This is a genomic window from [Clostridium] fimetarium (assembly GCF_900111235.1).
Lineage (GTDB): Bacteria > Bacillota > Clostridia > Lachnospirales > Lachnospiraceae > Clostridium_N > Clostridium_N fimetarium.
The window spans coordinates 62,028-85,853 of the sequence record NZ_FOJI01000016.1 but is presented as its reverse complement, the minus strand read 5'-3'; the positions used below and the strand labels follow the sequence as shown (position 1 = coordinate 85,853).

23 protein-coding genes are annotated in these 23,826 nt (G+C 33.4%); 22 read left to right on the top strand and 1 reads right to left on the bottom strand.

Annotated elements, in window-relative coordinates; translation table 11 throughout:
• The first annotated feature begins 1,478 nt into the window (after nt 1-1,478).
• The 22 genes from BMY18_RS17190 to BMY18_RS17090 all read left to right on the top strand — a co-directional run bounded on the left by BMY18_RS17190 (nt 1,479) and on the right by BMY18_RS17090 (nt 21,969).
• Complete coding sequence (locus BMY18_RS17190; protein ID WP_092456550.1) at nt 1,479-2,249, top strand: TPM domain-containing protein; 771 nt, start codon at nt 1,479-1,481, stop codon at nt 2,247-2,249.
• Between the two features lie 35 nt (nt 2,250-2,284).
• Complete coding sequence (locus tag BMY18_RS17185; protein ID WP_092456548.1) at nt 2,285-2,848, top strand: LemA family protein; 564 nt, start codon at nt 2,285-2,287, stop codon at nt 2,846-2,848.
• A gap of 93 nt (nt 2,849-2,941) precedes the next feature.
• Nucleotides 2,942-4,345, top strand: a complete 1,404-nt coding sequence (gene gndA, locus BMY18_RS17180; RefSeq protein WP_092456546.1) for an NADP-dependent phosphogluconate dehydrogenase — start codon at nt 2,942-2,944, stop codon at nt 4,343-4,345.
• A gap of 66 nt (nt 4,346-4,411) precedes the next feature.
• Nucleotides 4,412-5,917, top strand: a complete 1,506-nt coding sequence (gene zwf / locus BMY18_RS17175; RefSeq protein ID WP_092456542.1) for a glucose-6-phosphate dehydrogenase — start codon at nt 4,412-4,414, stop codon at nt 5,915-5,917.
• Nucleotides 5,918-5,961: 44 nt separating this feature from the next.
• On the top strand, nt 5,962-6,588 hold the full coding sequence (locus tag BMY18_RS17170; RefSeq protein WP_092456539.1) for a cyclase family protein: 627 nt from the start codon (nt 5,962-5,964) through the stop codon (nt 6,586-6,588).
• Nucleotides 6,589-6,919: 331 nt separating this feature from the next.
• Complete coding sequence (gene queD, locus BMY18_RS17165; RefSeq protein ID WP_092456536.1) at nt 6,920-7,357, top strand: 6-carboxytetrahydropterin synthase QueD; 438 nt, start codon at nt 6,920-6,922, stop codon at nt 7,355-7,357.
• The gene (queE, locus tag BMY18_RS17160) at nt 7,344-8,012 is read left to right on the top strand and encodes a putative 7-carboxy-7-deazaguanine synthase QueE (protein WP_092456532.1); all 669 of its coding nucleotides are present in this window, start codon (nt 7,344-7,346) and stop codon (nt 8,010-8,012) included. The genes queD and queE overlap by 14 nt, the downstream gene beginning before the upstream one ends.
• Nucleotides 8,013-8,062: 50 nt before the next feature.
• On the top strand, nt 8,063-8,638 hold the full coding sequence (folE, locus tag BMY18_RS17155) for a GTP cyclohydrolase I FolE (protein ID WP_092456529.1): 576 nt from the start codon (nt 8,063-8,065) through the stop codon (nt 8,636-8,638).
• A gap of 17 nt (nt 8,639-8,655) precedes the next feature.
• Nucleotides 8,656-9,366: a 7-cyano-7-deazaguanine synthase QueC gene (gene queC / locus BMY18_RS17150; RefSeq protein WP_092456524.1), complete on the top strand. Its 711-nt coding sequence runs from the start codon at nt 8,656-8,658 to the stop codon at nt 9,364-9,366.
• A gap of 18 nt (nt 9,367-9,384) precedes the next feature.
• Complete coding sequence (queF, locus tag BMY18_RS17145) at nt 9,385-9,882, top strand: preQ(1) synthase (protein WP_092456521.1); 498 nt, start codon at nt 9,385-9,387, stop codon at nt 9,880-9,882.
• A gap of 4 nt (nt 9,883-9,886) precedes the next feature.
• Nucleotides 9,887-10,465 carry a cyclase family protein gene (locus tag BMY18_RS17140; RefSeq protein WP_092456518.1) on the top strand — a complete coding sequence of 193 codons (579 nt, stop codon included), beginning with the start codon at nt 9,887-9,889 and terminating at the stop codon, nt 10,463-10,465.
• Between the two features lie 83 nt (nt 10,466-10,548).
• A complete protein-coding gene (locus tag BMY18_RS17135; protein ID WP_242941065.1) occupies nt 10,549-11,433 on the top strand; it encodes a C40 family peptidase in 885 nt (294 codons plus the stop codon).
• Between the two features lie 110 nt (nt 11,434-11,543).
• Entirely contained in the window at nt 11,544-12,536 is a 993-nt protein-coding gene (locus BMY18_RS17130) for a dipeptidase (RefSeq protein WP_092456512.1), read from the top strand.
• Nucleotides 12,537-12,737: 201 nt separating this feature from the next.
• Nucleotides 12,738-12,899, top strand: coding sequence for a hypothetical protein (locus BMY18_RS21190; protein WP_170841465.1), 162 nt, complete (start codon nt 12,738-12,740; stop codon nt 12,897-12,899).
• 223 nt (nt 12,900-13,122) lie between these two features.
• Complete coding sequence (locus BMY18_RS17125; RefSeq protein ID WP_092456509.1) at nt 13,123-13,488, top strand: zf-HC2 domain-containing protein; 366 nt, start codon at nt 13,123-13,125, stop codon at nt 13,486-13,488.
• Nucleotides 13,489-13,502: 14 nt separating this feature from the next.
• A complete protein-coding gene (gene polA, locus BMY18_RS17120) occupies nt 13,503-16,163 on the top strand; it encodes a DNA polymerase I (protein WP_092456506.1) in 2,661 nt (886 codons plus the stop codon).
• 57 nt (nt 16,164-16,220) lie between these two features.
• Entirely contained in the window at nt 16,221-16,415 is a 195-nt protein-coding gene (locus BMY18_RS17115) for a hypothetical protein (protein WP_092456503.1), read from the top strand.
• A 6-nt stretch (nt 16,416-16,421) separates the two neighbouring features.
• Entirely contained in the window at nt 16,422-17,006 is a 585-nt protein-coding gene (coaE, locus tag BMY18_RS17110) for a dephospho-CoA kinase (RefSeq protein WP_092456500.1), read from the top strand.
• 97 nt (nt 17,007-17,103) lie between these two features.
• Nucleotides 17,104-19,323, top strand: a complete 2,220-nt coding sequence (locus BMY18_RS17105; protein ID WP_092456496.1) for a cell division FtsA domain-containing protein — start codon at nt 17,104-17,106, stop codon at nt 19,321-19,323.
• 20 nt (nt 19,324-19,343) lie between these two features.
• Nucleotides 19,344-20,141 carry an MBL fold metallo-hydrolase gene (locus BMY18_RS17100; protein WP_092456493.1) on the top strand — a complete coding sequence of 266 codons (798 nt, stop codon included), beginning with the start codon at nt 19,344-19,346 and terminating at the stop codon, nt 20,139-20,141.
• An 85-nt stretch (nt 20,142-20,226) separates the two neighbouring features.
• The gene (locus tag BMY18_RS17095; RefSeq protein ID WP_092456490.1) at nt 20,227-20,499 is read left to right on the top strand and encodes an ACT domain-containing protein; all 273 of its coding nucleotides are present in this window, start codon (nt 20,227-20,229) and stop codon (nt 20,497-20,499) included.
• Between the two features lie 105 nt (nt 20,500-20,604).
• Entirely contained in the window at nt 20,605-21,969 is a 1,365-nt protein-coding gene (locus BMY18_RS17090) for a PFL family protein (protein ID WP_092456487.1), read from the top strand.
• A 382-nt stretch (nt 21,970-22,351) separates the two neighbouring features.
• On the opposite strand, the gene BMY18_RS17085 is transcribed toward BMY18_RS17090, so the two are convergent.
• Nucleotides 22,352-23,680, bottom strand: coding sequence for a nucleotidyltransferase (locus BMY18_RS17085; protein ID WP_092456484.1), 1,329 nt, complete (start codon nt 23,678-23,680; stop codon nt 22,352-22,354).
• Nucleotides 23,681-23,826: the final 146 nt, after the last annotated feature.

Sequence of the window (23,826 nt, the reverse complement as noted above, 5' to 3'; positions counted from 1 at the left end):
TGGTACACAAAATCTCTTCTTTTTTTCCAAAACCACCAATATTCAATTGTCAATTTACATTTGCACCAGTAGATGCTAACTCCGAGAAGTTATTTAATAAAAATATATTTCCCTCCTAATTCAAAAATTATTCATAAAGTCTATGCAACAATTTCGTTGGGAATCATATTCTATAATTAGTTTTTTTATAATAGTATTTCACTAATTTATGCTAAATATTGCATATTATGACACATAGTACTATAATCTACATATTATAATTATGAAATTTAGTTTTAATTATATAAAAAGAGGAGTGAATATTATGTGTTGCTTTTTTGGATGTAGACGTAGGCGTAGACGTTGCAGAAATAGATTCTAAATTTGTACCAAACATTATTAATTAATTGAAAGGCGCCTGAGCTTCCATTCTCTAGCGCCTTTACTGAAAGTTTTAATATTAATGGCTATGAAATCCTAAACACGAACATAATAGGGCTCTTTACACTTCTCGCCTTTTAATGGACAGAATAATCAAGTTGGTTATATGAATGATGTGACAGCGTATGAAAGAGATGGAGTTACAGCTTTTAAAGATGAAAATGATGTTATACATACAGTAAAGTTGAGGTTTTATAACTTATCTTTATTTCACATAAAAAAATCAACTTATATTATTATAATAGCGAAATTGCGACAGCCAAACTATTGATTGTATTGTGGGTATGGTAAGTTCTATATGGTGTTTTGATAAATCGCGTAAAGTTATCTTCGGTAAATTAATAGAACAAAAAGAAGAGTTAATAAAGGAACTAAGAACTCATCCATCGGGCTGGGATTATGCGGAAAGAATCAGAGGGGTTATACCAGGACTTAATCATCAAAGCATGAAGTGGATGCAACGATTAATTAATCAGGCATTAGATGCCTGAAACAAGAAATTTATAAATTACTTACAAGCAGTAGGCTTAAAGGAGTCAAGAAATTTAGTCAAATGGAATCCTTGAGTTTTGTTTTTCGTATACTAAAATAGATAATCAAAAATGGATTCAAAAAAATATATAAAAAAGATGGAAAAAAAAGAGCAAGTATATTAAACTAAAGAAAGTAAATCATAATCTTAATTAATCTGGTAATTTCTTACCACTTGTTCCCGAAAATAAATTAACGCTATCGTTTTGATACCATTACTTGTTTTGTTTGTGTTTTTAGTTTATAACATTATGTATCCCCCATCTCATGTGTTTCTGTCAAAAGAGGAAATTTTATTGAAGGATTGTTAATTAGATAAAAGCCGAGAAAGCATGTAAATACAAGCCTTTTCGACTTTTTTTGTTATGAATGGTGATAGCCTATTTGGGGAACACTTAGATTGCTTGATTGTAATTATCACCATCTTAGTATATAATTTATATATAAATCTAATGAATAAATATTGATTTTTATTCATTAGATTAGAAATAGATAGCATTAATTTATAATGAAAGGATAAAAAAGCGTTGAGTAAAATTAGCAGAGTACTAAAGTTAACATTTGTACTAACAGTATTTTTATGTATCGCTATGAAGCCGAAAATAGTAGTAGCATCAGATATATCAAGTGATTTATATGTTACAGATAATGCAGGTATGTTGTCAGACAGTGAGGAAAAGCAACTAGAACAAATATTAACATCACTAGAGAAACAAACCACGATTGAATATGCAGTTGTAACCGTAAAATCATTAAATGGAGATACGATTGAAACTGTAGCAAATAAAACATTTCGTGATATGGGATTAGGTAATAAAGATAAGAATAATGGTTTATTATTATTTATCAGTTTAGATGATAGAAAGTTCCGATTAGAAGTTGGGTATGGTTTAGAAGGCGTAATACCTGATACAACTGCGCAAAAGATTAATGACGTAATGACACCTTATTTTAAAGATCAAAAATATTATGATGGCATTAAGCAAGCATTAGCAAACACATTCTATTATTTACAAAAGAGTGGTGAATATCCAAACCTATCCATAAATAATGATTATGGACTTAAGTATGAAGACACATCAAATACGGGTACTAATCCATGGGCTTTTGGAGGTGTTATTATTTTTATGATAATATTAATAATATCGCGTAAAAGAGGTGGACGTGGAGGCTCATCAGGTGGTGGATTTTGGTTTCTTGGCGGCGGTTCATCAGGTGGCGGTTTTGGCGGCGGTTCATCAGGTGGCAGTTTCGGTGGCGGTTCATCCGGTGGTGGCGGTTCATCCGGCGGTTGGTAATAGTAAAACAAATCAGAAAATAGGAGTAATAAAACATGAAAAATAAAGGAATATTGATTGGAATAGGCGTTGTAGTTTTAATAATTGTAATATGGATAGCAACTTTTAACTCATTACAGTCAGCAGATGAGAATGTGGATTCTAAGTGGGCGCAGGTGGAAAATCAATTAAAACGTAGATATGATTTGATTCCTAACTTGATAGAAACAGTAAAAGGATATACCACATATGAGTCAAGTACACTAGAAGCAATTACAGCAGCAAGAAGTGCTTCTCAATCAGCATCAAATTTATCTGAATTATCAGATGCAAATAATCAATTAACATCATCACTTCAGAAGTTAAGCGTAGTTGTTGAAGCTTATCCTGATTTAAAGGCAAATGAGCAATATCAGAGCTTAATGACGGAGTTGGCTGGCACGGAAAATAGAATTGCAGTAGCAAGAATGGATTATAATAATGCAGTTCAATCATTAAATAAGTCAATTAGAACATTTCCTTCATCATTAATTGCTGGAATGTCTGGAGTTGAAAAGAGAGATTACTTTGAAATTTCACAAGCAGAGACAGAAAATCCAACTGTGAACTTTAGTAAATAATTAAATATCCAAAGGTTGTAAATGCAATCATTGTGAAATTTTATAGACAAATAAAAAATAGTTTGGAAAGATTTATACTATAAGGAGGCTCATATGGAAAAACAACAAGTTGGAGTAATCGGATTGGCAGTAATGGGGAAAAACTTGGCTTTGAATATAGCTGAGCATGGTTTCGCAGTTTCTGTTTACAACAGATCCCCAGAAAAAACTGATGAATTATTAAAGGAATCCGAATTTGAGCATTTAATTGGTACTTTCAACATACAGGAATTTGTAGATTCTTTAGAAATGCCTAGAAAAATTATTATGATGGTAAAAGCAGGAAACCCTGTAGATGATACAATACAGCAATTACTTCCTTTCCTTTCTGAAGGTGACATCGTTATGGACGGTGGAAATTCATTTTTCAAGGATACGATTAGGAGAAACATTGAACTAAAACAAAAGAAGATTCATTTCATGGGAATAGGAATATCTGGTGGTGAAGAAGGCGCTAGAAACGGTCCGGCCATTATGCCAGGAGGAGATTTTGAAACATATAAGCTTATAGAACCTATTTTAAATTCTATCTCTGCAAAAGTAGATGATGAACCATGTTGTACGTATATCGGTGATAACGGAGCTGGTCATTTTGTAAAGATGGTGCATAATGGGATTGAATATGCTGATATGCAGTTAATTTGTGAGTCATACTTCATTTTGAAGAATATGCTTCATCTAACACCTCCCCAACTTCATAAAATATTTGCTGAGTGGAACGAAGGCGAGTTAAATAGCTATTTAATAGAAATTACTTCTGATATATTTGCAAAGAAGGATGACAAAGCAGACGGATATCTTGTTGATAAAATTCTTGATGTTGCTGGCCAAAAAGGAACTGGAAAGTGGACAAGCCAGGTTTCTTTGGATATGGGAATTGCAATACCAACAATAACTGAAGCTGTATTTGAACGATGTTTATCCGCAGTAAAAGGGGAGAGAGTATTAGCCAACCATGCAATTGCCATTGAGATTCCAGATATTCATATAGAAAATGAAGCAGAATTTATTGAATCAATCAGAAGAGCATTATATGCAAGTAAAATATGTGCTTATGCGCAAGGGTTTAGCTTAATGAGAGAGGCATCCAAGGAATATGACTGGGCTCTTCAATTAGGTGAAATTTCAAAGATATTTCGTGGTGGATGTATTATTAGAGCACAATTTTTAAATAAAATCAAAGATGCATATCAAAAAGATTCGAATTTAACCAATTTGATTTTGGATGATTATTTCAAAGAAATTTTAGGAAAGTATCAGAAAGATTGGAGGAAGGTAGTGTCAATTGCGATTGAAGCTGGGATAGCAATTCCTGGATTTAGTAGCGCAATATCATATTTTGATGGTTATCGCACACTAGAACTTCCGATGAATTTGTTACAGGCACAAAGAGATTATTTTGGTGCGCATACGTATCAACGGACTGATATGGAAGGAACTTTTCATACAAATTGGTAAACTGGGTTTTAAAATATTGATTAGATATTATGTTTTTACTAGATAGAAGGACTTAAGGAGCTATATATGATCATAGAGAATAATGATGAAACAAAAGCAAAAGATTTATCCGCGATAATGGTTATATTTGGAGGAACTGGTGATTTAACTCATAGGAAATTAATTCCGGCATTGTATAATCTTGTACACGATAATTTGCTTTCTGAGAATTTTGCAATTGTTACGATAGGTAGAAAAACAAAAACAAATGAAGAATATAAAAACGAGATACTTGTCTCACTGAAACAATATTCGCGAAACAAAATAGAAGACAATGTTTTAGAAAAATTAAATAATATTTTGTATTATTATGAATTAGATTTCACTAAAGTTGATGGATATAAATCACTTAAAGACTATTTGTGCAATTTAGATGAACAATATAAAACAAACGGTAATCGTCTTTTTTATCTAGCTGTAGCACCACAATATTTTGAGACAATAGTTGAAAGCTTAAGTCTGAACAACTTGGCACCCGGTGAAAAAGGTTCAAAAAAACTTGTGATTGAAAAACCATTTGGTAAAGATCTTAAAACTGCAAAGAAACTCAATGAAAGTCTGCTAAAAGTATTTGGTGAAAAAGAAATATACCGAATTGATCATTATCTTGGAAAAGAGATGATACAAAACATTATGGTTCTTAGATTTTGCAATCCAATCTTTGAGTCACTGTGGAGTAATAAATATATCGATAATATTCAAATTACACTTAGTGAGCAATACGGAGTAGGCTCAAGGGCCGGCTATTATGAGAATTCTGGTGCCTTAAGAGACATGATTCAGAATCATATTACTCAGATTTTATCGTTGGTAGCAATGGAACCTCCTGTGAATTTAAAAACTGAATCGATACGAAGTGAAAAGTTAAAGGTGATTCATGCAATAGAAGAATTTACGCCTGAAAGCTTAAGAGATGATGTAGTATTTGGACAATATGGAAAAGGGTTTATTGATGGACAGCCAGTACAAGGTTATCGTGATGAAGATATGGTCTTACCACAATCGAATACTGAAACATTTGTCGCGTTGAAATTTCATATTAACAATTTTAGATGGGCAGGAACGCCATTTTATGTAAGGACTGGAAAAAGGTTAAGTACACAAGCAGCACAAATTGTAATTCAATTTAAATCATTTCCCGATATATTGTATTTTAAAGACAGAATACAGGAACCTAATTTATTGGTAATTCAAATACAACCAAAAGTAGGCGTATTCTTTCAATTTAACACAAAAGATTTCACTACATTAGAAGACATTGTCCCAACTAAAATGGAAACAAGTCATGTAGCTGAAATGCAGGGAAATACACCAGAAGCATATGAACGATTGATTTTTGATGCACTTCGTGGCGATGCTACTTTGTTTACAAGATGGGATGAATTGGAAGCCTCATGGACAATTGCTGACCAAATAATCGCTCACCGGGAAAAAAGTAAATTGATTTTCCCTAATTATGATTCAGGAACTATGGGACCAGTAAAAGCATTTGAGCTTCTCGCAAGAGATGGCAAAAAGTGGTGGACTATATAACCAAGTTTTCAACATATTCGTTACAAAAATCTGGAGGTTGTGAAATGAAAATAATAGATATCTCAATGCCAATCACTCATTATATGCCTGTATACAAAGGTAAAGAAGAGAAAAGGCCAAATTTAAAAATACAAAGTGATTTTACGACAGGTAGTGCATTCGAGAGTAGAATTGATATGAATATGCATACAGGAACTCATTTAGACCGTTCCCAGCACATAGTGCCAAATGGTACACTCATAGAGAGCCTAGATCTTTCAAAAGTTATTACAAAATGTAAAGTTCTTGATTTAACCATGGTTGATGATAAAATAACTGCTGAGGATTTAAAAACCAAAAATATAAAAGAAGGTGATTTTGTATTACTCAAAACGAAGAATTCCTATCTTGATATATTAGAAGGTGATTTTATATTTTTAGATGAATCAGGCGCACAGTATCTAAAAGAAAAAAAAGTAAAAGGCGCTGGCACGGATGGCCTAGGAATTGAAAGAAGTCAGCCAGGTCACGAAACGCATAAGCTTTTATTTGAAATCGATAGTGTTATTATTGAAGGCTTAAGATTAAAAGATGTTGAGGAAGGTGAGTACTTTCTCTTTGCTGCACCAATATATATAGTGGGAGCGGAAGCGGCTCCATTAAGAGCTGTATTATTACAAGATTTTTTATAACCCTAATAAGAAAATCATCGGGCGAAACATATTTACATCTGAAAATATTGATGATTTACCAAAGAATCTTAATATATTTGTCTGTAGCATAAATTCAACATATTTGGCTGTGGCAAACTTGACACATCTGAGTATCCAGTGGTATACTTTTATATGCAAAATACAAGACAGTTTATTTGTACCATCCTGTCTCTAAACAAAACTAGGGCTATTATTTTAATATGAATTGGATTGATAATAGGCGACACATTTTCGCATATTATCTGTGGAATTATATTAAAAAAATAGGCATAGTTGATATGCCTATTTTTTTATGGAAAGGATTATTCGTATGTATAGTTTAAAAACAGAAGACAGCTTTGATTCAGCACATTTTTTATCTGGCTATGAAGGAAAATGTAGTAATATTCATGGACATAGATGGCGTGTTATTATCGAAGTGAAAAGCAATACATTACAAACCGATCAGCAGTCAAATGGAATGCTAGTTGATTTTGGAGATTTGAAAAAAGATATCAAAGAAGAAGTGGATTTTATGGATCATGCGTTTATTATAGAGAAAAACACATTGAAGCCCGGAACTGTTGCGGCATTAGAAGAAGAAGGTTTTAGAATCATCATGATGGAGTTTCGCCCAACGGCAGAAAACCTTGCAAAGTATTTCTATGACCAAATGGTGCAAAAAGGATATCAGGTGAAATCGGCTACCGTATATGAGACACCTAATAATTGCGCTTCTTATGAGGAGGATTTTAATGTCACAATATAAAGTAGTAGAAAAATTTGTAAGTATTAATGGAGAAGGCGTATTTGCAGGACAGTTGGCTGTATTCATTCGTTTTCAAGGTTGTAATCTTTCCTGTTCCTTTTGCGATACTTTATGGGCTAATGCGAAGAATGCACCTTATACGCTCATGTCAGAGCATCAAATCTATGATTATATTAAAGAGACAGGGATCAAAAATGTGACTTTGACAGGTGGGGAACCTTTGCTTGTGCCAGATATATTAACACTTCTTCAATTACTTGCAACAGACCAGTTCTTACGCGTTGAAATAGAAACGAACGGAAGTATAGCATTGGATTCATTTGTTGGAATTAGCAATTCTCCTACATTTACGATGGACTATAAGCTCCCAGGAAGCTTAATGGAAGCAAATATGTTAGTTTCAAATTTTAATATACTTTCAAAGCAGGATACCGTAAAATTTGTGGTTGGTAGTACTGAGGATTTAAATCGTGCTAAAGATATCATAACGATATATGGTCTGACAACAAAATGTCACGTATATATAAGCCCCGTATTTGGTAAAATCCAGTTGCAAGAAATAGTGGATTTCTTAATAGCAAACTGTTTGAACGATGTAACTATGCAGATTCAGATGCACAAAGTGATATGGGATCCAAATAAACGTGGAGTGTAAGTTCATTACTACATATACAAAAAAATATATAAGAACCGGGGGTAGATGAAATGGCAATTGATATAGAAGCAATTCAAGAACATATAAAAGGTATTCTAGTAGCATTAGGAGATAATCCTGACCGTGAAGGATTAAAAGGTACTCCGGAGCGGGTTGCACGTATGTATGCGGAAGTATTTGAAGGCATGAATTATAGCAACCATGAAATCGCTGTCATGTTTAACAAAACATTTGAAGATGATTTAGAATTTGTTCAAGGCAATCAGGATTTAATCGTTGTGAAGGATATTGAAATATTTAGTTATTGTGAACATCATATGGCCTTGATGTATGATATGAAGGTTTCTGTTGCATACGTACCAAATGGTAAAGTGATTGGATTAAGTAAAATCGCAAGAATTGCAGATATGGTATCGAAGCGTCTTCAACTTCAAGAACGTATTGGATCTGATATTGCTGAAATCATGCAAGAAGTTACCGAATCGGTTGATGTTGCAGTCCTAATTGAAGGGTGCCACAGTTGCATGAGCACCAGAGGAATCAAGAAAACTTCTGCGAAAACACAAACTTCAACTTTACGTGGACGGTTTATGACCGATATTAATTTGCAAATGCGTTTAAAATAAAATAGACATAACTTGGTATGCGCAAAAAGCTGCGCAGGAATGGAGCATGTATGAAAGCATTAGTTTTATTTAGTGGCGGCGTGGATAGTACCACCTGCTTAGGTTTGGCAATTGATCAATATGGAAAAGAAAATGTAATTGCACTATCCATTTCTTACGGGCAAAAGCATTCTAAAGAGATAGATGCTTCTCGAAAAATAGCGCAATATTATCAGGTGGAACACATTTATTTGGATTTGGCTAAGATATTTGAATATAGTGAATGTAGTCTTTTAGATCATTCAACAGAGGCAATCCCAAAAAGTGATTATGCGGAACAAATAAAACATACTAACGGAAAACCAGTATCAACCTATGTACCCTTTCGAAATGGTTTGTTCTTATCGTCGGCTGCAAGTATCGCCTTATCAAAAGACTGTAGTGTGATTTATTATGGTTCACATAGCGATGATGCGGCTGGGGATGCATATCCAGATTGTAGTAGTTCATTTAATAATGCAATGAATGAAGCGATTTATTTAGGAAGTGGAAAACAGTTGCGCATTGAAGCTCCTTTTGTTACATGGACAAAACCAGATGTTGTCAAAAAAGGAATTGAACTTAAGGTTCCTTATGAATTAACTTGGAGCTGCTATGAAGGTGGAGAGAAACCATGTGGAACCTGTGGTACCTGCATTGACCGTGCTAAAGCATTCGAAAAAAATGGTATCAGCGACCCAGCATTATAAAAGAAGGTGAAGGACACAATGAGCGGACGAAATAACGAAGAAACAGTTGGAATTACTCTTTTAGGAAATCAAGGGACAAAATACGATTTCAATTATAATCCAGATATATTAGAAACTTTTATAAATAAGCACCAGGACAATGACTATTTTGTTAAATTTAATTGCCCTGAATTTACTAGCCTCTGCCCAATCACTGGACAACCGGATTTTGCGACGATTACAATATCCTATGTTCCAAACGTTAATATGGTAGAGAGTAAATCATTAAAACTTTATCTTTTTAGTTTTCGCAATCATGGTGATTTTCATGAAGATTGTATCAACATAATTATGAAAGATTTGATCCGACTTATGGATCCAAAATATATTGAAGTATGGGGAAAATTCACTCCTCGCGGTGGCATCTCAATTGATCCTTATTGCAATTATGGACAGGCGCATACAAAATGGGTAGATATTGCTTTCAACCGCATGGCAAATCACGACCTATATCCAGAGAAAGTAGATAATCGGTGAAGAAATGATAATACATGATATTTCACAAGAAGTTTTCAGTTCTGCGATTTTTCCAGGAGATGCGAAACCAACAAAACGTACTATATTGTCATTAGATAAGAAAATACCAGACATTTGTCAATTGTCAGAAATTACATTAGGAAGTCACACTGGAACTCATATGGATGCGCCAAGACATTTTTATAAAGACGGCAAATGCATTGACCAGATTGATTTGGACAAATGCGTAGGACACTGTAAGGTAGTAGCGGCAAGCGGAGTAATTACCGTCGACGAAATGGAAGATCTTTTAAAGGACGGCACACAACGAATTCTTATCAAGGGTAATATTGAGATTACTTTAGAGGTGGCAAAAATACTGACACGTATGAAAATCAAATGCATTGGCGTGGAAGGTTTAACGATAGGACCTTTATCGTCACCCAAAGAGGTACATTTGGAATTATTGGGACAAGAAGTTGTAATGATTGAAGGCCTTCGATTAGCTGCTGTAAAACCAGGAAACTATATGTTGGCTGCACAACCATTAAAATTAGGCGGCTTGGATGGTTCTCCATTAAGAGCTATTTTGATAGAAGAATAGTTAAATAATCGTTCTAATTTATGTTTTTACACTAATATACTATCATGAGGATGAAGCAATCCTTTATCAGGAGGGATAGTATTGTGTATGGGCTATTTTTTAAGGCAATAACGAGCATTTATGAAATACCGAAAACAACAAAAATCACGGAATATGGAAGTGCTTCCTCTATTTCAGACGAAGGATTGCATGGAATGGGCGTTACAATTACAGGTGGCGAAGAAAATGGATTTTTACCCATTAGAACGTTTTATAATTATACTGGATATGTTAAAAAAGAGGAACTTCACTTACTTCCATTACTCGCTTTAAAAGAGTGGGAGAACTCTGATTTAATGGTAATAGATGCATTTACTGCTGATATCCAATCAATGCCTAAAGTTCAAGCTGTTCGTCTGAGTATTTTACCCAAAGGATCTATTGTTGAGGTTGTTGACTGGAGAAATGATAATATAGGTTGGGTAAAAGTACGTTTGGTAAATGGACTATGTGGCTATATAAAGAATCAGTTACTCAAAGAAAAGGAATTCTCACAAAAGGGGTTGTGGGAAGATACGTTGCCGCAAAACTCAAATATTAATATTGCTAGTTTTCGGGAAAAAGTAATACTAGAGGCTAAAAAATATTGCAGTATTCAATATCGATGGGGTGGCAAAACCACATTGGGAATTGACTGTTCAGGATTAACCTCTATGTGCTATATGTTCCAAGGAATTTTAATTTATCGAGATGCACAAATTATGCGTGGATTTCCAATAAAAGAAATACCCTTTCATAGAATGAAAAAAGGTGATTTGTTATATTTTCCAGGACATATTGCGATGTATATCGATGGAGATCGCTATATTCATGCAACCGCGAGAGCCGGAAGCGATGGAGTCGTGATTAATAGTTTGAATCCAAATGACCCAGATTACAGAGAAGATTTAGCAAAATCTTTGTATGCAGTTGGCAGTATTTTTGGTTAGAATCTTTGTTTACTTATTGTATGAACTTATAGAAAAATTTGTCGTTATAGATGTTCTATGAAATAATTCGATGTGTCTTGCATTAGCAAGCCTTAGAAATGGCGTGAATTATGAAAGTATTTGATATGCATTGTGATACATTGTTTGAATTAAATGAAGCAATGAAAGCAGGCAGAGAGAAAAGCTTCTTGAAAAATGATTTGCATATTGATTTGCAGAAATTAAAAAAGGGCGATTATTTGTTGCAGTGTTTTGCCGCTTATGTAGACCTTTCATCTAAGGAAAATGCTTTGGTTAGTGCCTTAGAGGAAATTGACATCTTTTATGAAATTCTAAATACATATCCTAATGAAATCGCACAAGTGAAAACATATCTTGATATTTTAGAGAACCAAAAAGTCGGAAAACTATCAGCCATGCTTACTATAGAGGAAGGTGGCTGCTGTTTAGGGAGCCTTTCAGTACTTCGTATGTTCTATAAATTAGGTGTTCGTATGATGACTCTGACATGGAATTATGAAAATGAGCTTGCTTATCCCAATATTATTCCACACAGTAAAGAAAACATTTTTCCATGTCGAGCAAATACGGAGAATGGTTTAAAAGAAAAAGGCATAGAATTTTTGCAAGAAATGGAACATCTTCATATAATAGTTGATGTATCACACTTGTCAGATGCAGGATTTTGGGATGTTGCCAAACATACGCAAAGACCTTTTGTTGCAAGTCATTCGAATGTAAGAACAATTTCTCCTCATATCAGGAATTTAACCGATGAAATGATAAGAACAATTGGCGATAGAGGTGGCTTATTAGGAATTAATTATTGCGCTGCATTTTTGGATAATAAAGAAAATGAATTTGAATGTCAAAGTAACGTTTCAATTATGGCAGAACATATCATATATATAAAAAACATAGCTGGAATAGATGTCATTGGATTAGGTTCGGATTTTGACGGAATTTCTTGTGAATTAGAAATGAAAGATGCATCTTATTTACCATTATTAGAACAAGAATTAATCAGTAGAGGGTTTCATGAGTCTGAAATTGAGAAAATTTTTTATAAAAATTCAATGCGTATATTCAAAGAACTCTTGTAATATTACCTTTTTCTCTCTATTGACATTAAAATTACATAAGCCTATACTTATTATGTTGACTTTGATTCACAATTATAATCGTGAAAGCTTATAAATATTGGCTTACACGATTTTTTTTATGAATAAGAGCATATATGAATTGCTCATTTATTTCTAAGGTATACTTATCATAAGAAAAATATATAGATATAGGAGGCCAAAATGATAATATCAGGAGTGAAATGCGATATATGTAATCGTACCGATGTAGGTGAATTTACAGATAAAAACATTATTATAATTGTATATAAAACAAAAGGCTGGGAAATTGATGATTCAAGAACGATATGTCCCATATGTAAAATTAGAGAAAATGTGAAATAATGACTTTCTTGCTTTCAATTTAATTTCAAAAATTATGATTGAATTTTTATTAGTCTCAAGTGAAATACTATGCTTGAGACTTTTTTATTATACATTTAACAAACGAAAAACAAATAGATATTTCAACAGCAGCTGTTATTAGTTGAACATAACTTGATTTTGTGATAATCTTATATAAGAAAATAATCGTTTTAATATCTTGATTGTAAGATAAGGAGCAACTATGGATTGTAAACAGATTCAAAAGTCAATAGGGGCATTTGATAAGGACCAATTATCTATAAAAGAAAAGGAAATATTTATAGATCATATACTTGGATGCAAAGAATGTCAGGAAGAATTGGAGATTTATTATATCGTTGAGTATGGACTAGCAGAAGACGGGGCTGATTTGGATTACGGCTTAGATGAATACAAAAAATTGATTGAGTCTTACGATTTTAGAGGGCTAGTTGATAAAAAGCTGAATGACTCAAAACTTAGTATCGTAAAATATAAAAAGAAACAACGTCATATAAAATTTGCAATTCTAACATTAATATTTTGCATTTTGGTAGCTGGCGGTTTATACATATACACAATCATATAAAGAATGGAGTAATCATGAGCAAAAAATTAGTATTAATAGATGGTCACAGTATTCTTAACAGAGCATTTTATGGTGTTCCAGATTTGACAAATTCAGAGGGCACTCATACGAATGCAATGTATGGATTTTTGAATATAATGTTTAAAATTCTCGATGAAGAGCATGCAGATTATCTAACAGTTGCATTCGACCTTAGTGCACCCACTTTTCGTCATAAGTTATTTGAGGGTTACAAAGGTACTAGAAAGTCTATGCCGGAGGAGCTTAGACAACAAGTTCCATTAATAAAAGAAGTACTTAAGGCAATGAATGTCACAATTATCGAAAAAGAAGGCTATGAAGCTGATGATTTACTTGGAACACTTGCAAAATCCGGAGAATCAATAGGGCTTGATGTCTCTTTGATTTCTGGAGATCGTGACATGCTTCAGCTTGCTACTCAAAAGGTTAAAATTCGAATACCTAAGACAAAAAAAGGTGTTACTGAAGTAGAGGATTATAACTTCAAAGAAGTATTTGAATTATATGGGGTTACACCTACTGAATTCATAGATATTAAAGCGTTGATGGGAGATGCTTCTGATAATATACCGGGGGCTCCAGGCATTGGTGAAAAAACTGCTTCAGCCATCATTCAAAAATACAAGTCCATTGAGAATGCTTATGCCAATATTGAACAGATAACACCTAACAAAGCAAAGACTTCGTTATCAGAGAATTATGAACAGGTTCAATTAAGTAAAGTACTTGCAACAATTGATACGGATGCGCCTATAGACTATAATATAGATGATGCAACATTTAACAATCTATACACCAAGGAATCTTATGAATTATTCAAAAAATATAATTTCAAATCTTTACTTAAAAAGTTTGATAGTGAAATTGTTTCTACCGAACCAGAAGTTTATAAGCAGATTAAGATTTTATCTGAATTAAGCGATATTGAAAATGCATTTTCAGCTATGGAAAAAGCTGAACATATAGGTGTATTTTTCGCATATGAAGATAATCAACTTTTTGGTGCGTCATTCACATTTGCATCCAAAGAAAAGTTATCATTATATATTCCGATTCAAGGATTTATTAATGAAGGTTATTTAATTGGGAAAATTGCTGATTTATCAAATATGATTCATAACAAGAAAAATAAATTGATATTTTTGAACCTCAAAGAGCAATTGGATGTTTTAAAAGATTGCGAATTTGATATGCTCACAGATGTTGGCTTGGCTGCATACCTTCTAAATCCATTGAAAGAAAGTTATCTTTTTGATGAACTTGGACGAGATTATTTAAAATTGTCATTACCAACGAAGGCAGATATACTTGGCAAACTTGGGTTCAAAGAAGCTGCTTTTGTAAATGAAGAGGCGCTGTCAAAATATGCTTGTCTCAGCTCTTATGTAATCTATAATGCATGGGAAACGATTGAAGATGAATTGAAAAACTCTAATATGTTGGAGCTTTTTGAAACAATTGAAATGCCTTTATTATTTGTATTATATAGTATGCAAAAAGAAGGTATTATGGTAGATAAAGAGGGCCTGAAAATATATGGTGATAAATTGCAGATAAGAATTCTCGAACTTGAAAAAGAGATATACGAACTTTCTGGAACAGAATTTAATATTAATTCACCGAAGCAACTAGGCGTTGTTTTATTTGAAACATTACAGATGCCGAATGGCAAGAAAACCAAGAGTGGCTATTCTACGGCAGCCGACGTGCTTGAAAAACTAGCAGGAGAATATCCTATTGTAGGGAAAATACTTGAATATCGACAACTGACAAAGCTAAAATCAACTTATGCGGATGGATTGTCTTCATACATCGGCGAAGATGGTAGAATTCATGGTAAATTCAATCAGACGATTACAGCGACAGGACGAATCAGTAGCACAGAGCCTAATCTTCAAAACATTCCAATCCGAATGGAACTTGGCCGTGAAATCAGAAAAGCATTTATTGCAAAACCTGGTTGCGTATTTATTGATGCGGATTATTCGCAGATTGAGCTTCGAATATTGGCCCATATGTCAGGAGACATAAAGCTGATTGAAGCCTATAATTCAGAACAAGATATTCATAGAATTACAGCTTCACAGGTATTTCATGTACCACTTGAAGAAGTTAGTAATACACAACGAAGCAACGCAAAAGCGGTTAACTTTGGTATCATATATGGTATAAGTTCATTTGGACTTAGCCAAGGTTTAAGTATTTCAAGAAAAGAAGCAAATGAATATATCGAAAAATATTTTGAAACGTATCCAGATATCAAAGCATTTATAAATGGATTAGTTGAAGATGCAAAGGAAAAAGGTTATTCCACAACAATATTTGATAGAAAGCGACCAATTCCAGAGTTAAGTTCAAGTAATTTTATGCAACGTGCATTTGGCGAAAGAATTGCAATGAATTCACCAATACAGGGCACTGCAGCTGATATCATTAAAATTGCGATGATTAAGGTTTATGAAGCACTCAAAGACAATAAGCTCAAATCAAAATTAATTTTACAGATACACGATGAACTATTAGTAGAGACTTATGAAGATGAAGTAGATCAAGTCAAGAAAATACTGAAAGAAAACATGTTAGGCGCTGCAAAATTATTGGTTTCACTTGAAATTGATATGAATGAAGGTAAGAATTGGTTTGAGGCCCATTAACGATAACGATATTGTGTTCGCGCAATTGAACGCAGATAATCCGGGGGGGGAGAATAAATGGTAGAATTTATTATTGTAATGGTATTTATAATAATATTCAGTATAGCAGTTGCATTTGGTACTCGTGGAATAAAAACAACAATACTGAATATGAAAACAATGCAAGAGCAACAAGGGGAATTAATCATACAGCAAAATGGGGAAATAATAGAGCTATTACATGAGATATCAGAACAAAATAAGATAAAGTAGGCAATTATGAAAATTATTGGAATAACAGGTGGAATTGGTTCGGGTAAGTCAGCTGTTTTGGAATTACTTAAAAATAATTTCAATGCATTTGTAATCAAAGCGGATGATGTAGCAAAAGAGACTATGGAAGCTGGACATGTAGGATATAAAAAGGTTTTAGAAGTTTTTGGTGAAGATATTCTTGATTGCAATAAAAATATCATAAGAACGAAACTTGCTGAAATCGTTTTTCATAATAAGCATAAATTGATTGTCTTAAATAGTATAATTCACCCATTAGTAAAGAAACTGATTACCGAGCAGATTGGTCAGTTAAAATGTGAAGAAAAATATGATTATATATTTATTGAAGCAGCTTTATTGATTGAGGATCATTATGAGATATTATGTGATGAATTATGGTATATATACGCACATGAAGATGTAAGAATTGAACGATTGAAAGCAAGCAGAGGTTATGATGACAATAAAATCAAAGAAATATTTGCGAATCAATTAGGTCCTGAGGATTTTAAAAAACATTGTAAAACAATCATTAATAATAACAAAACATTAGAAGATACTTTGCTGCAATTGAAAACATTACTATAGGTTAAAGATTTTATATAAATATACAAAAGCGTAGTGTACATTATCTCTCAATCATAGATTGAAAGCTTTTGAAAGCAGTGCGGGAATGGGGACAATTATGGACAATTCGAAAAAAATTCAAGATGATTGGGTCTTTGGACTTGATATAGGGACACGTAATATTGTAGGCGTTGTTGGATATCTTGATCGAGGTAATTTCAAAGTAGTTGCTATGGCAGTCAAGGAACATGAGACTCGCGCTATGCTTGATGGTCAGATTCATGATATCTATAAGGTAGGAGAGACAATCCGTGATGTTAAGAATCAGTTGGAAGCTCAGCTTGATAAAGAGCTTACCGATGTATGTATCGCAGCTGCTGGACGTGTGCTTAAAACTGTTAATATCACAAAAGAATTTGAATTTGAAGAAGAAACTAGAGTTTTGCAGGAACACATATATTCACTGAATCTTTTAGCTGTTGAAGAAGCACATTATCAACTAAATGGTGGTTCCAATAAAGCAAAATTTTTCTGCGTAGGAAATACGCCTATTCGCTATATGTTAAATGATTATGATATCAAAAATCTTGAAGGTCACAAGGCGAATAAGATTGGCGTTGAACTAATTGCAACATTTCTACCAGAAGAAGTGGTGGATGGTTTATATGAGGCGGTTAATTTTGCTGGGCTTCAAGTAGCCAGTCTCACATTAGAGCCAATTGCTGCGATCAATATAGCAATTCCGGAACAGTTTAGACTTCTTAATATTGCACTAATTGATGTTGGAGCAGGCACGTCAGATATTTGTATCACAAAGGATGGAAGTATTGTTTCTTATGGAATGATTCCATTTGCGGGAGATGAAATAACCGAGGTTATTGCTAGAAAATGCCTTGTAGATTTCAATACTGCTGAAGTGATCAAATTAAGCATTAACAATCAAAACAGTTCAATTACTTACAAAGATATTATGGGCCTAACGCAAGAGGTCCAAGTAGAAGAACTAATGCAAGAGGCGGAACCAATTATAGATCGAATTGCAAAAGAAGCAGCCGAAAAAATAATTGAGATTAATGGTGGAAAATCTACTAGCGCTGTATTTATTGTTGGTGGTGGTGGAAAAATTTTTGGTTATACAGAAAAAGTGGCAGAGTATTTGAATTTACCGAAAGAAAGAGTTGCTGTAAGAGGTGAAGAAGTTCTTACAACTGTTGATTTTATGGTTGAAGATTTCAAGAAAGATTCATTATATGTAACCCCTATTGGCATTTGTACGAATTATTATAGTCAAAAAAATAATTTCGTGTTTGTAACGGTAAATAATCAACGTTTGAAATTATATGATAACAATAAGCTCACCGTTGTAGATGCAGTTATGCAAATTGGTTTTCCGAATGAGAAGCTTTTCCCAAGACGTGGAAAAGAACTAAACTTTACAATTAATAACAAATCCCGATTAGTTCGTGGACTATCCGGCGAAGGTGCAGTTGTAAAGCTCAATGAAAAGCTTACTAATTTAAATGCAGAAATCAATCAAAATGACATTATAGAAGTATTAGAATCGACGATAGGGGAACCTGCGTCCTGTTCAATTGGCCAACTGGAAGAACACCATTCAAGCATTTATTTTATTGTAAATAACAAAAAAATCATCTGTCCTAGATTTGCTTATGTAAATGGTGAACTAAAGTCTGAATTCTATTCAATTCATGAGAATGATATTATTCAGATTGAAAATTATTACACCGTAGCGCAATTGTTTGAATTCATGGATTATGATGTATCTAATGTTGAAGTGTATGTAAATAATGAATTAGCGAACGCAGATACCAAAGTTTATGAGAACTTTTCTATTCGAACAACCTTAGTTGATGAAAAATTTAGCCAGAATTATTCTGAATTAAAAGATGAAGAAATATATAAGGATATTGCTAACTCAAAACATATTTCGAATAACGCAATCAATCCGACTACAGAGGGTGCACATAATATGCATACTTCAAAGACTGAAAATACTACAAACACCGCAAACACTAGCAACAATGCAAACACTAATAACAATGCAAACACTAATAACACTGCAAGCACTTCAGCTGCTAAAGACATAACCAAAACTACAAGCACTGCAAATACTACAGATATTATAATTATAATAAACAGACAACCTGTAAAATTAACAGGAAAAAAAGAATATATATTAGTCGATTTATTTCAATTCTACGCATTTGATTTATCAAGTCCAAAGGGAAATATTGTACTGAAGTTAAATGGTGCACCAGGCGACTACACCGGCCCAATCAAAGACGGAGATATCGTTGAAATATATTGGGAAAAATAAATTTAAGGAAAAAGTATACTATGAGAATGATGACCATCGCTAGTGGAAGCAGCGGAAATTGCATCTACATAGGCTCGAATAATACACATATTTTAATCGATGCCGGTGTTAGCAAAAAAAAGATTATTGAAGGACTTAAGGCAGCTGATTTGAGCATTGATGACATTTCAGGAATCTTTGTGACGCATGAACATTCTGACCATATTAAAGGACTCGGAGTTCTAACAAGAAAAAAAGAAATTCCAATATATGCAACCGAAGGTACACTAAAAGGAATCAAAGGAAGCACATCGCTTGGTGAAATGCCATCGGACATATTTAATCCAATCAATGCAGATCATGATATTTATATAGATGATTTATGCATACACTCATTTCGAACCTCGCATGATGCGAATGAACCAACTGCATACACTGTAACTTGTGGTAAGAATAAAATGGGCGTTATTACAGATCTTGGAAAATATGATGACTACATAATTGATAATTTAAAAGGAACAACATCAATTCTAATTGAAGCGAATCATGATATCAATATGCTTCAAGTTGGAAGTTATCCATATTATTTGAAACAAAGAATATTAGGGGATAAAGGCCATCTTTCTAATGAATCATCAGGAAGACTTTTATGTGAGTTGCTAAATGATGATTTGAAAAGTATTATGTTAGGCCATTTAAGTAAAGAAAACAATTATGAAAGACTTGCATACGAAACGGTAAGACTAGAACTTGATATGGGCGATAATGAATATAAAGCAAGTGATTTTGCAATGTCAGTAGCCCCAAGAGATATTCATTCGGAAATATTTGAAATATAATATATTTTGTGATATATTATTATAATTATGTTTATATTAATATTTTATAATAAAAAAACAAAAATTTAAATTAAGAGGTGCTAATATGAAAAAGACTATTATTACTGTAGTTGGTAAAGATACCGTTGGAATAATTGCTAAAGTTTGTACTTATTTAGCAGAAACACAGATTAATATTCTTGATATTTCTCAAACGATTGTTCAAGATTATTTTAATATGATGATGGTAGTTGAAACAAGTGGAGCAAATAAGAAATTTGATGTAATATCAAATGATTTGGACGGACTTGGCAAAGAAATTGGTGTAGTTATTATGTGCCAAAGAGAAGAAATTTTTAGTAAAATGCATAGAATATAACGCAAATGCTAACGCAGATGGACAGGAGCTAATGCGAAAAAACAAAAGCATATTTTCGCAATCCTGATTTAAGTATCTGCTAACGCAGATGGATAGGAGCTAATTTTGATAAATATTTTCGAGGTAAATGAAACAAATAAAATGATTCAGCAAGAGAATCTTGATGTTAGAACAATTACAATGGGTATCAGCCTTTTAGATTGTGCAAGCATGAATTTAGAAGAGGTTAATAATAACATCTATAATAAAATCACTCGAGTTGCAAAAGACCTTGTGTCAACTGGACAAGATATTGAAAAGGAATTTGGAATTCCAATTATACACAAACGTATTTCAATCACACCTATTTCATTAGTTGGTGCTTCTGCATGTAAGACTTCAGAAGACTACGTTACAATTGCAAAGACACTCGACCGAGCAGCAAAAGCTGTGGGTGTTAATTTTATTGGTGGATTTTCTGCACTTGTTTCAAAAGGAATGACAAAAAGTGATGAGCTTTTAATCAGAGCAATACCAAAGGCTATGGCTTGCACAGATTTGATTTGTAGTTCTGTTAACATTGGATCTACAAAGACTGGTATTAACATGGATGCAGTTAAACTTATGGGCGAAATAATCAAAGAAACTGCCGAATGTACAAAAGATGTTAACTCTCTAGGTTGTGCAAAATTAGTTGTATTATGTAATGCTCCAGATGACAATCCATTTATGGCTGGCGCTTTTCATGGTGTTACCGAAGATGATGTCATCATAAATGTAGGCGTAAGTGGACCCGGTGTTGTAAAACATGCACTCGAACAAGTTCGTGGTCAAAACTTCGAAGTATTATGTGAAACAATCAAAAAAACAGCATTTAAAATTACAAGAGTTGGACAACTTGTTGCCCAGGAAGCATCTAGAAGATTAGGCGTACCATTTGGTATTATTGATTTGTCACTTGCTCCAACACCCGCTATCGGCGACAGTGTTGCAGAAATCCTTGAAGAAATGGGATTAGAACGCGTTGGTGCTCCAGGTACAACGGCTGCGCTTGCATTATTAAATGATCAGGTTAAAAAAGGTGGCGTTATGGCTTCCTCATACGTTGGCGGCTTAAGCGGTGCATTTATACCTGTAAGCGAAGATCAAGGAATGATTGATGCAGTTAGACTTGGCGCATTAACAATAGAAAAACTTGAAGCAATGACTTGTGTATGTTCAGTAGGACTTGATATGATTGCAATCCCTGGTGATACACCAGCAACAACGATTTCAGGCATTATTGCGGATGAAGCAGCGATTGGTATGATCAATCAGAAAACAACCGCAGTTAGACTGATTCCAGTAGTAGGGAAAAGTGTTGGCGATACAGTAGAATTTGGTGGCCTTTTAGGATATGCACCAGTTATGACTGTTAATCCATTTGACTGTAGTGTATTTGTAAATCGTGGCGGTAGGATTCCGGCTCCAATTCACAGTTTTAAGAATTGATGTGAAAAATCACTTATGTGGTGACATGAATATGGATTTGTAATTATTCGTTTTGACTGCCTTTCCTTCAAGCAGCATGTTTCTTACAAGCCTCAAAGATGATAAAAAGACTCGCTTGCGCTCATTTTTTATCTGAGTCTTGACGTAACATTAGCGCTGCTTTCAGCCGGTCTAGTCAAAATGAACAATTACAAATCCATATTCACTATTTACACTGTGTAAGGGATTTTTACGGGCGAAAAAAAAAGAAAAATAGAAATATTGATACGATTAAAAACACAAAAAGATGCTAGTGTATGGCATCTTTTTGTGTTTTTATTTAATATAATTAAGTTTGAGTGGAAAAGTATAAAAAAGGAATATATTAGGAGGTTCATTAATTTTATGAATTTCTAAGGGGAGATTGTTTGTATTCGCTTGTGAGTTTTGTTCTGTATTTATGGAATACGGATATATTGTATATTTCAGTAGCAAATATATCTTCATTTAGGAGTTCTTTATAGTCGGCGGTTTTTGTGATTAGGGGAACTTTGCATTCTTTTTTTGTTTTGTTTAGAAAGATCTGGCCAAGTTCGTCAAAGCCTAAAAGTCTAATGTATGGAATGCTTTCACCTTTGGTGTATTTTATGGCAGAGTCATCTGTGATTTCTAAAAGAATATGCAATAGGCTACGGCTTACTCTTGTATACGTGAGTTGCTTATTCTTGAGTTTTTCGATTAATTCTGTAAATGTTTCAAATCCCGTAAACACATTTAGAATTCTATTTGCAAAATCAATAGTAACATCCAAATATCTAGTTAATTGGGTGTAATCGGTATATATCAAATATTTTAACTTTGAATTTAACATTACGGTAAAATCATCAATACAGATTGGGAAGTTTATTCCTATAGAGGATAGAAGAGAAGTATATACACTTTCTGGAATAGAACATTGCAAACTGTTATTATCGTTCTTAATATCACGCTTAATATCATCGTTGCTTTCATTATGATTACTATCAATATCACTTTTGCCTTCATTATAATTACTATCAAAATCCGCTGCATTTAAAAAAGCATTTCTGATTGCAGACGCAGAAGACAAATCAGTATTAATCTTTGTATCATTGTAATCACTTCCAACACGTTTGATTGTATAGGGTTTTATAGTTAGACTGTATTTCTTGATTGTTTTGATATATTCAATTCCTAAAATATTATTTGGACTTTTTAGAACCTTTTCAATCATAGAAATATCATGGGTACAATTTATACTTTTAATATACTGGCAGAGTGAATCATTACGAGCTTTTGGATAGGATAGTCCACTTGACAGTTTTTCTTTTATAAGTTCGGAGAGCCGTGCTGGTTCATTAATCAAGAGCTCAGCAATGTAGGAAAGGACATCAATATCACCGCACTCACTTCCAAAGCTTACAAAATCTACCCCAAGTGCTTCTAACGTCATGATTGCACCATAACTGAAATACTCAGCACTAGAACATGCATAGAATGTTGGGAGTTCCACGAGTAGGTTAACTCCATTCGTAAGAGCCATTTCAGTTCTAGTATATTTGTCAATTACGGCAGGTTCGCCTCTTTGAACAAAAGAACCACTCATTACGCAAATAACGGTATCCGCACCTGTAATCTTCTTTGAAGTTTCAAGATGATATAAATGACCATTATGAAATGGATTATATTCTGTAATCAAACCGACTGTACTCATATTAACTCCTATCAGATCTGCATCATATTATGCAGTTTTTAATATTTTATCATAGATAGAACAAATTTTAAAGTCGTATGGGTGACTTTATTACAGGAGAAAAATAATTAATAACGTTATTTTGCATAATTTTGTATATAAATTGT

Bases quoted from the DNA above. Each gene is read 5' to 3' on its own strand.
- BMY18_RS17185 (WP_092456548.1), top strand. From the start codon at position 2,285: ATGAAAAATAAAGGAATATTGATTGGAATAGGCGTTGTAGTTTTAATA.
- gndA (WP_092456546.1), top strand. From the start codon at position 2,942: ATGGAAAAACAACAAGTTGGAGTAATCGGATTGGCAGTAATGGGGAAA.
- zwf (WP_092456542.1), top strand. From the start codon at position 4,412: ATGATCATAGAGAATAATGATGAAACAAAAGCAAAAGATTTATCCGCG.
- BMY18_RS17170 (WP_092456539.1), top strand. From the start codon at position 5,962: ATGAAAATAATAGATATCTCAATGCCAATCACTCATTATATGCCTGTA.
- queD (WP_092456536.1), top strand. From the start codon at position 6,920: ATGTATAGTTTAAAAACAGAAGACAGCTTTGATTCAGCACATTTTTTA.
- queE (WP_092456532.1), top strand. From the start codon at position 7,344: ATGTCACAATATAAAGTAGTAGAAAAATTTGTAAGTATTAATGGAGAA.
- folE (WP_092456529.1), top strand. From the start codon at position 8,063: ATGGCAATTGATATAGAAGCAATTCAAGAACATATAAAAGGTATTCTA.
- queC (WP_092456524.1), top strand. From the start codon at position 8,656: ATGCGCAAAAAGCTGCGCAGGAATGGAGCATGTATGAAAGCATTAGTT.
- queF (WP_092456521.1), top strand. From the start codon at position 9,385: ATGAGCGGACGAAATAACGAAGAAACAGTTGGAATTACTCTTTTAGGA.
- BMY18_RS17140 (WP_092456518.1), top strand. From the start codon at position 9,887: ATGATAATACATGATATTTCACAAGAAGTTTTCAGTTCTGCGATTTTT.
- BMY18_RS17130 (WP_092456512.1), top strand. From the start codon at position 11,544: ATGAAAGTATTTGATATGCATTGTGATACATTGTTTGAATTAAATGAA.
- BMY18_RS21190 (WP_170841465.1), top strand. From the start codon at position 12,738: ATGATAATATCAGGAGTGAAATGCGATATATGTAATCGTACCGATGTA.
- BMY18_RS17125 (WP_092456509.1), top strand. From the start codon at position 13,123: ATGGATTGTAAACAGATTCAAAAGTCAATAGGGGCATTTGATAAGGAC.
- polA (WP_092456506.1), top strand. From the start codon at position 13,503: ATGAGCAAAAAATTAGTATTAATAGATGGTCACAGTATTCTTAACAGA.
- BMY18_RS17115 (WP_092456503.1), top strand. From the start codon at position 16,221: ATGGTAGAATTTATTATTGTAATGGTATTTATAATAATATTCAGTATA.
- coaE (WP_092456500.1), top strand. From the start codon at position 16,422: ATGAAAATTATTGGAATAACAGGTGGAATTGGTTCGGGTAAGTCAGCT.
- BMY18_RS17105 (WP_092456496.1), top strand. From the start codon at position 17,104: ATGGACAATTCGAAAAAAATTCAAGATGATTGGGTCTTTGGACTTGAT.
- BMY18_RS17100 (WP_092456493.1), top strand. From the start codon at position 19,344: ATGAGAATGATGACCATCGCTAGTGGAAGCAGCGGAAATTGCATCTAC.
- BMY18_RS17095 (WP_092456490.1), top strand. From the start codon at position 20,227: ATGAAAAAGACTATTATTACTGTAGTTGGTAAAGATACCGTTGGAATA.
- BMY18_RS17085 (WP_092456484.1), bottom strand. From the start codon at position 23,680: ATGAGTACAGTCGGTTTGATTACAGAATATAATCCATTTCATAATGGT.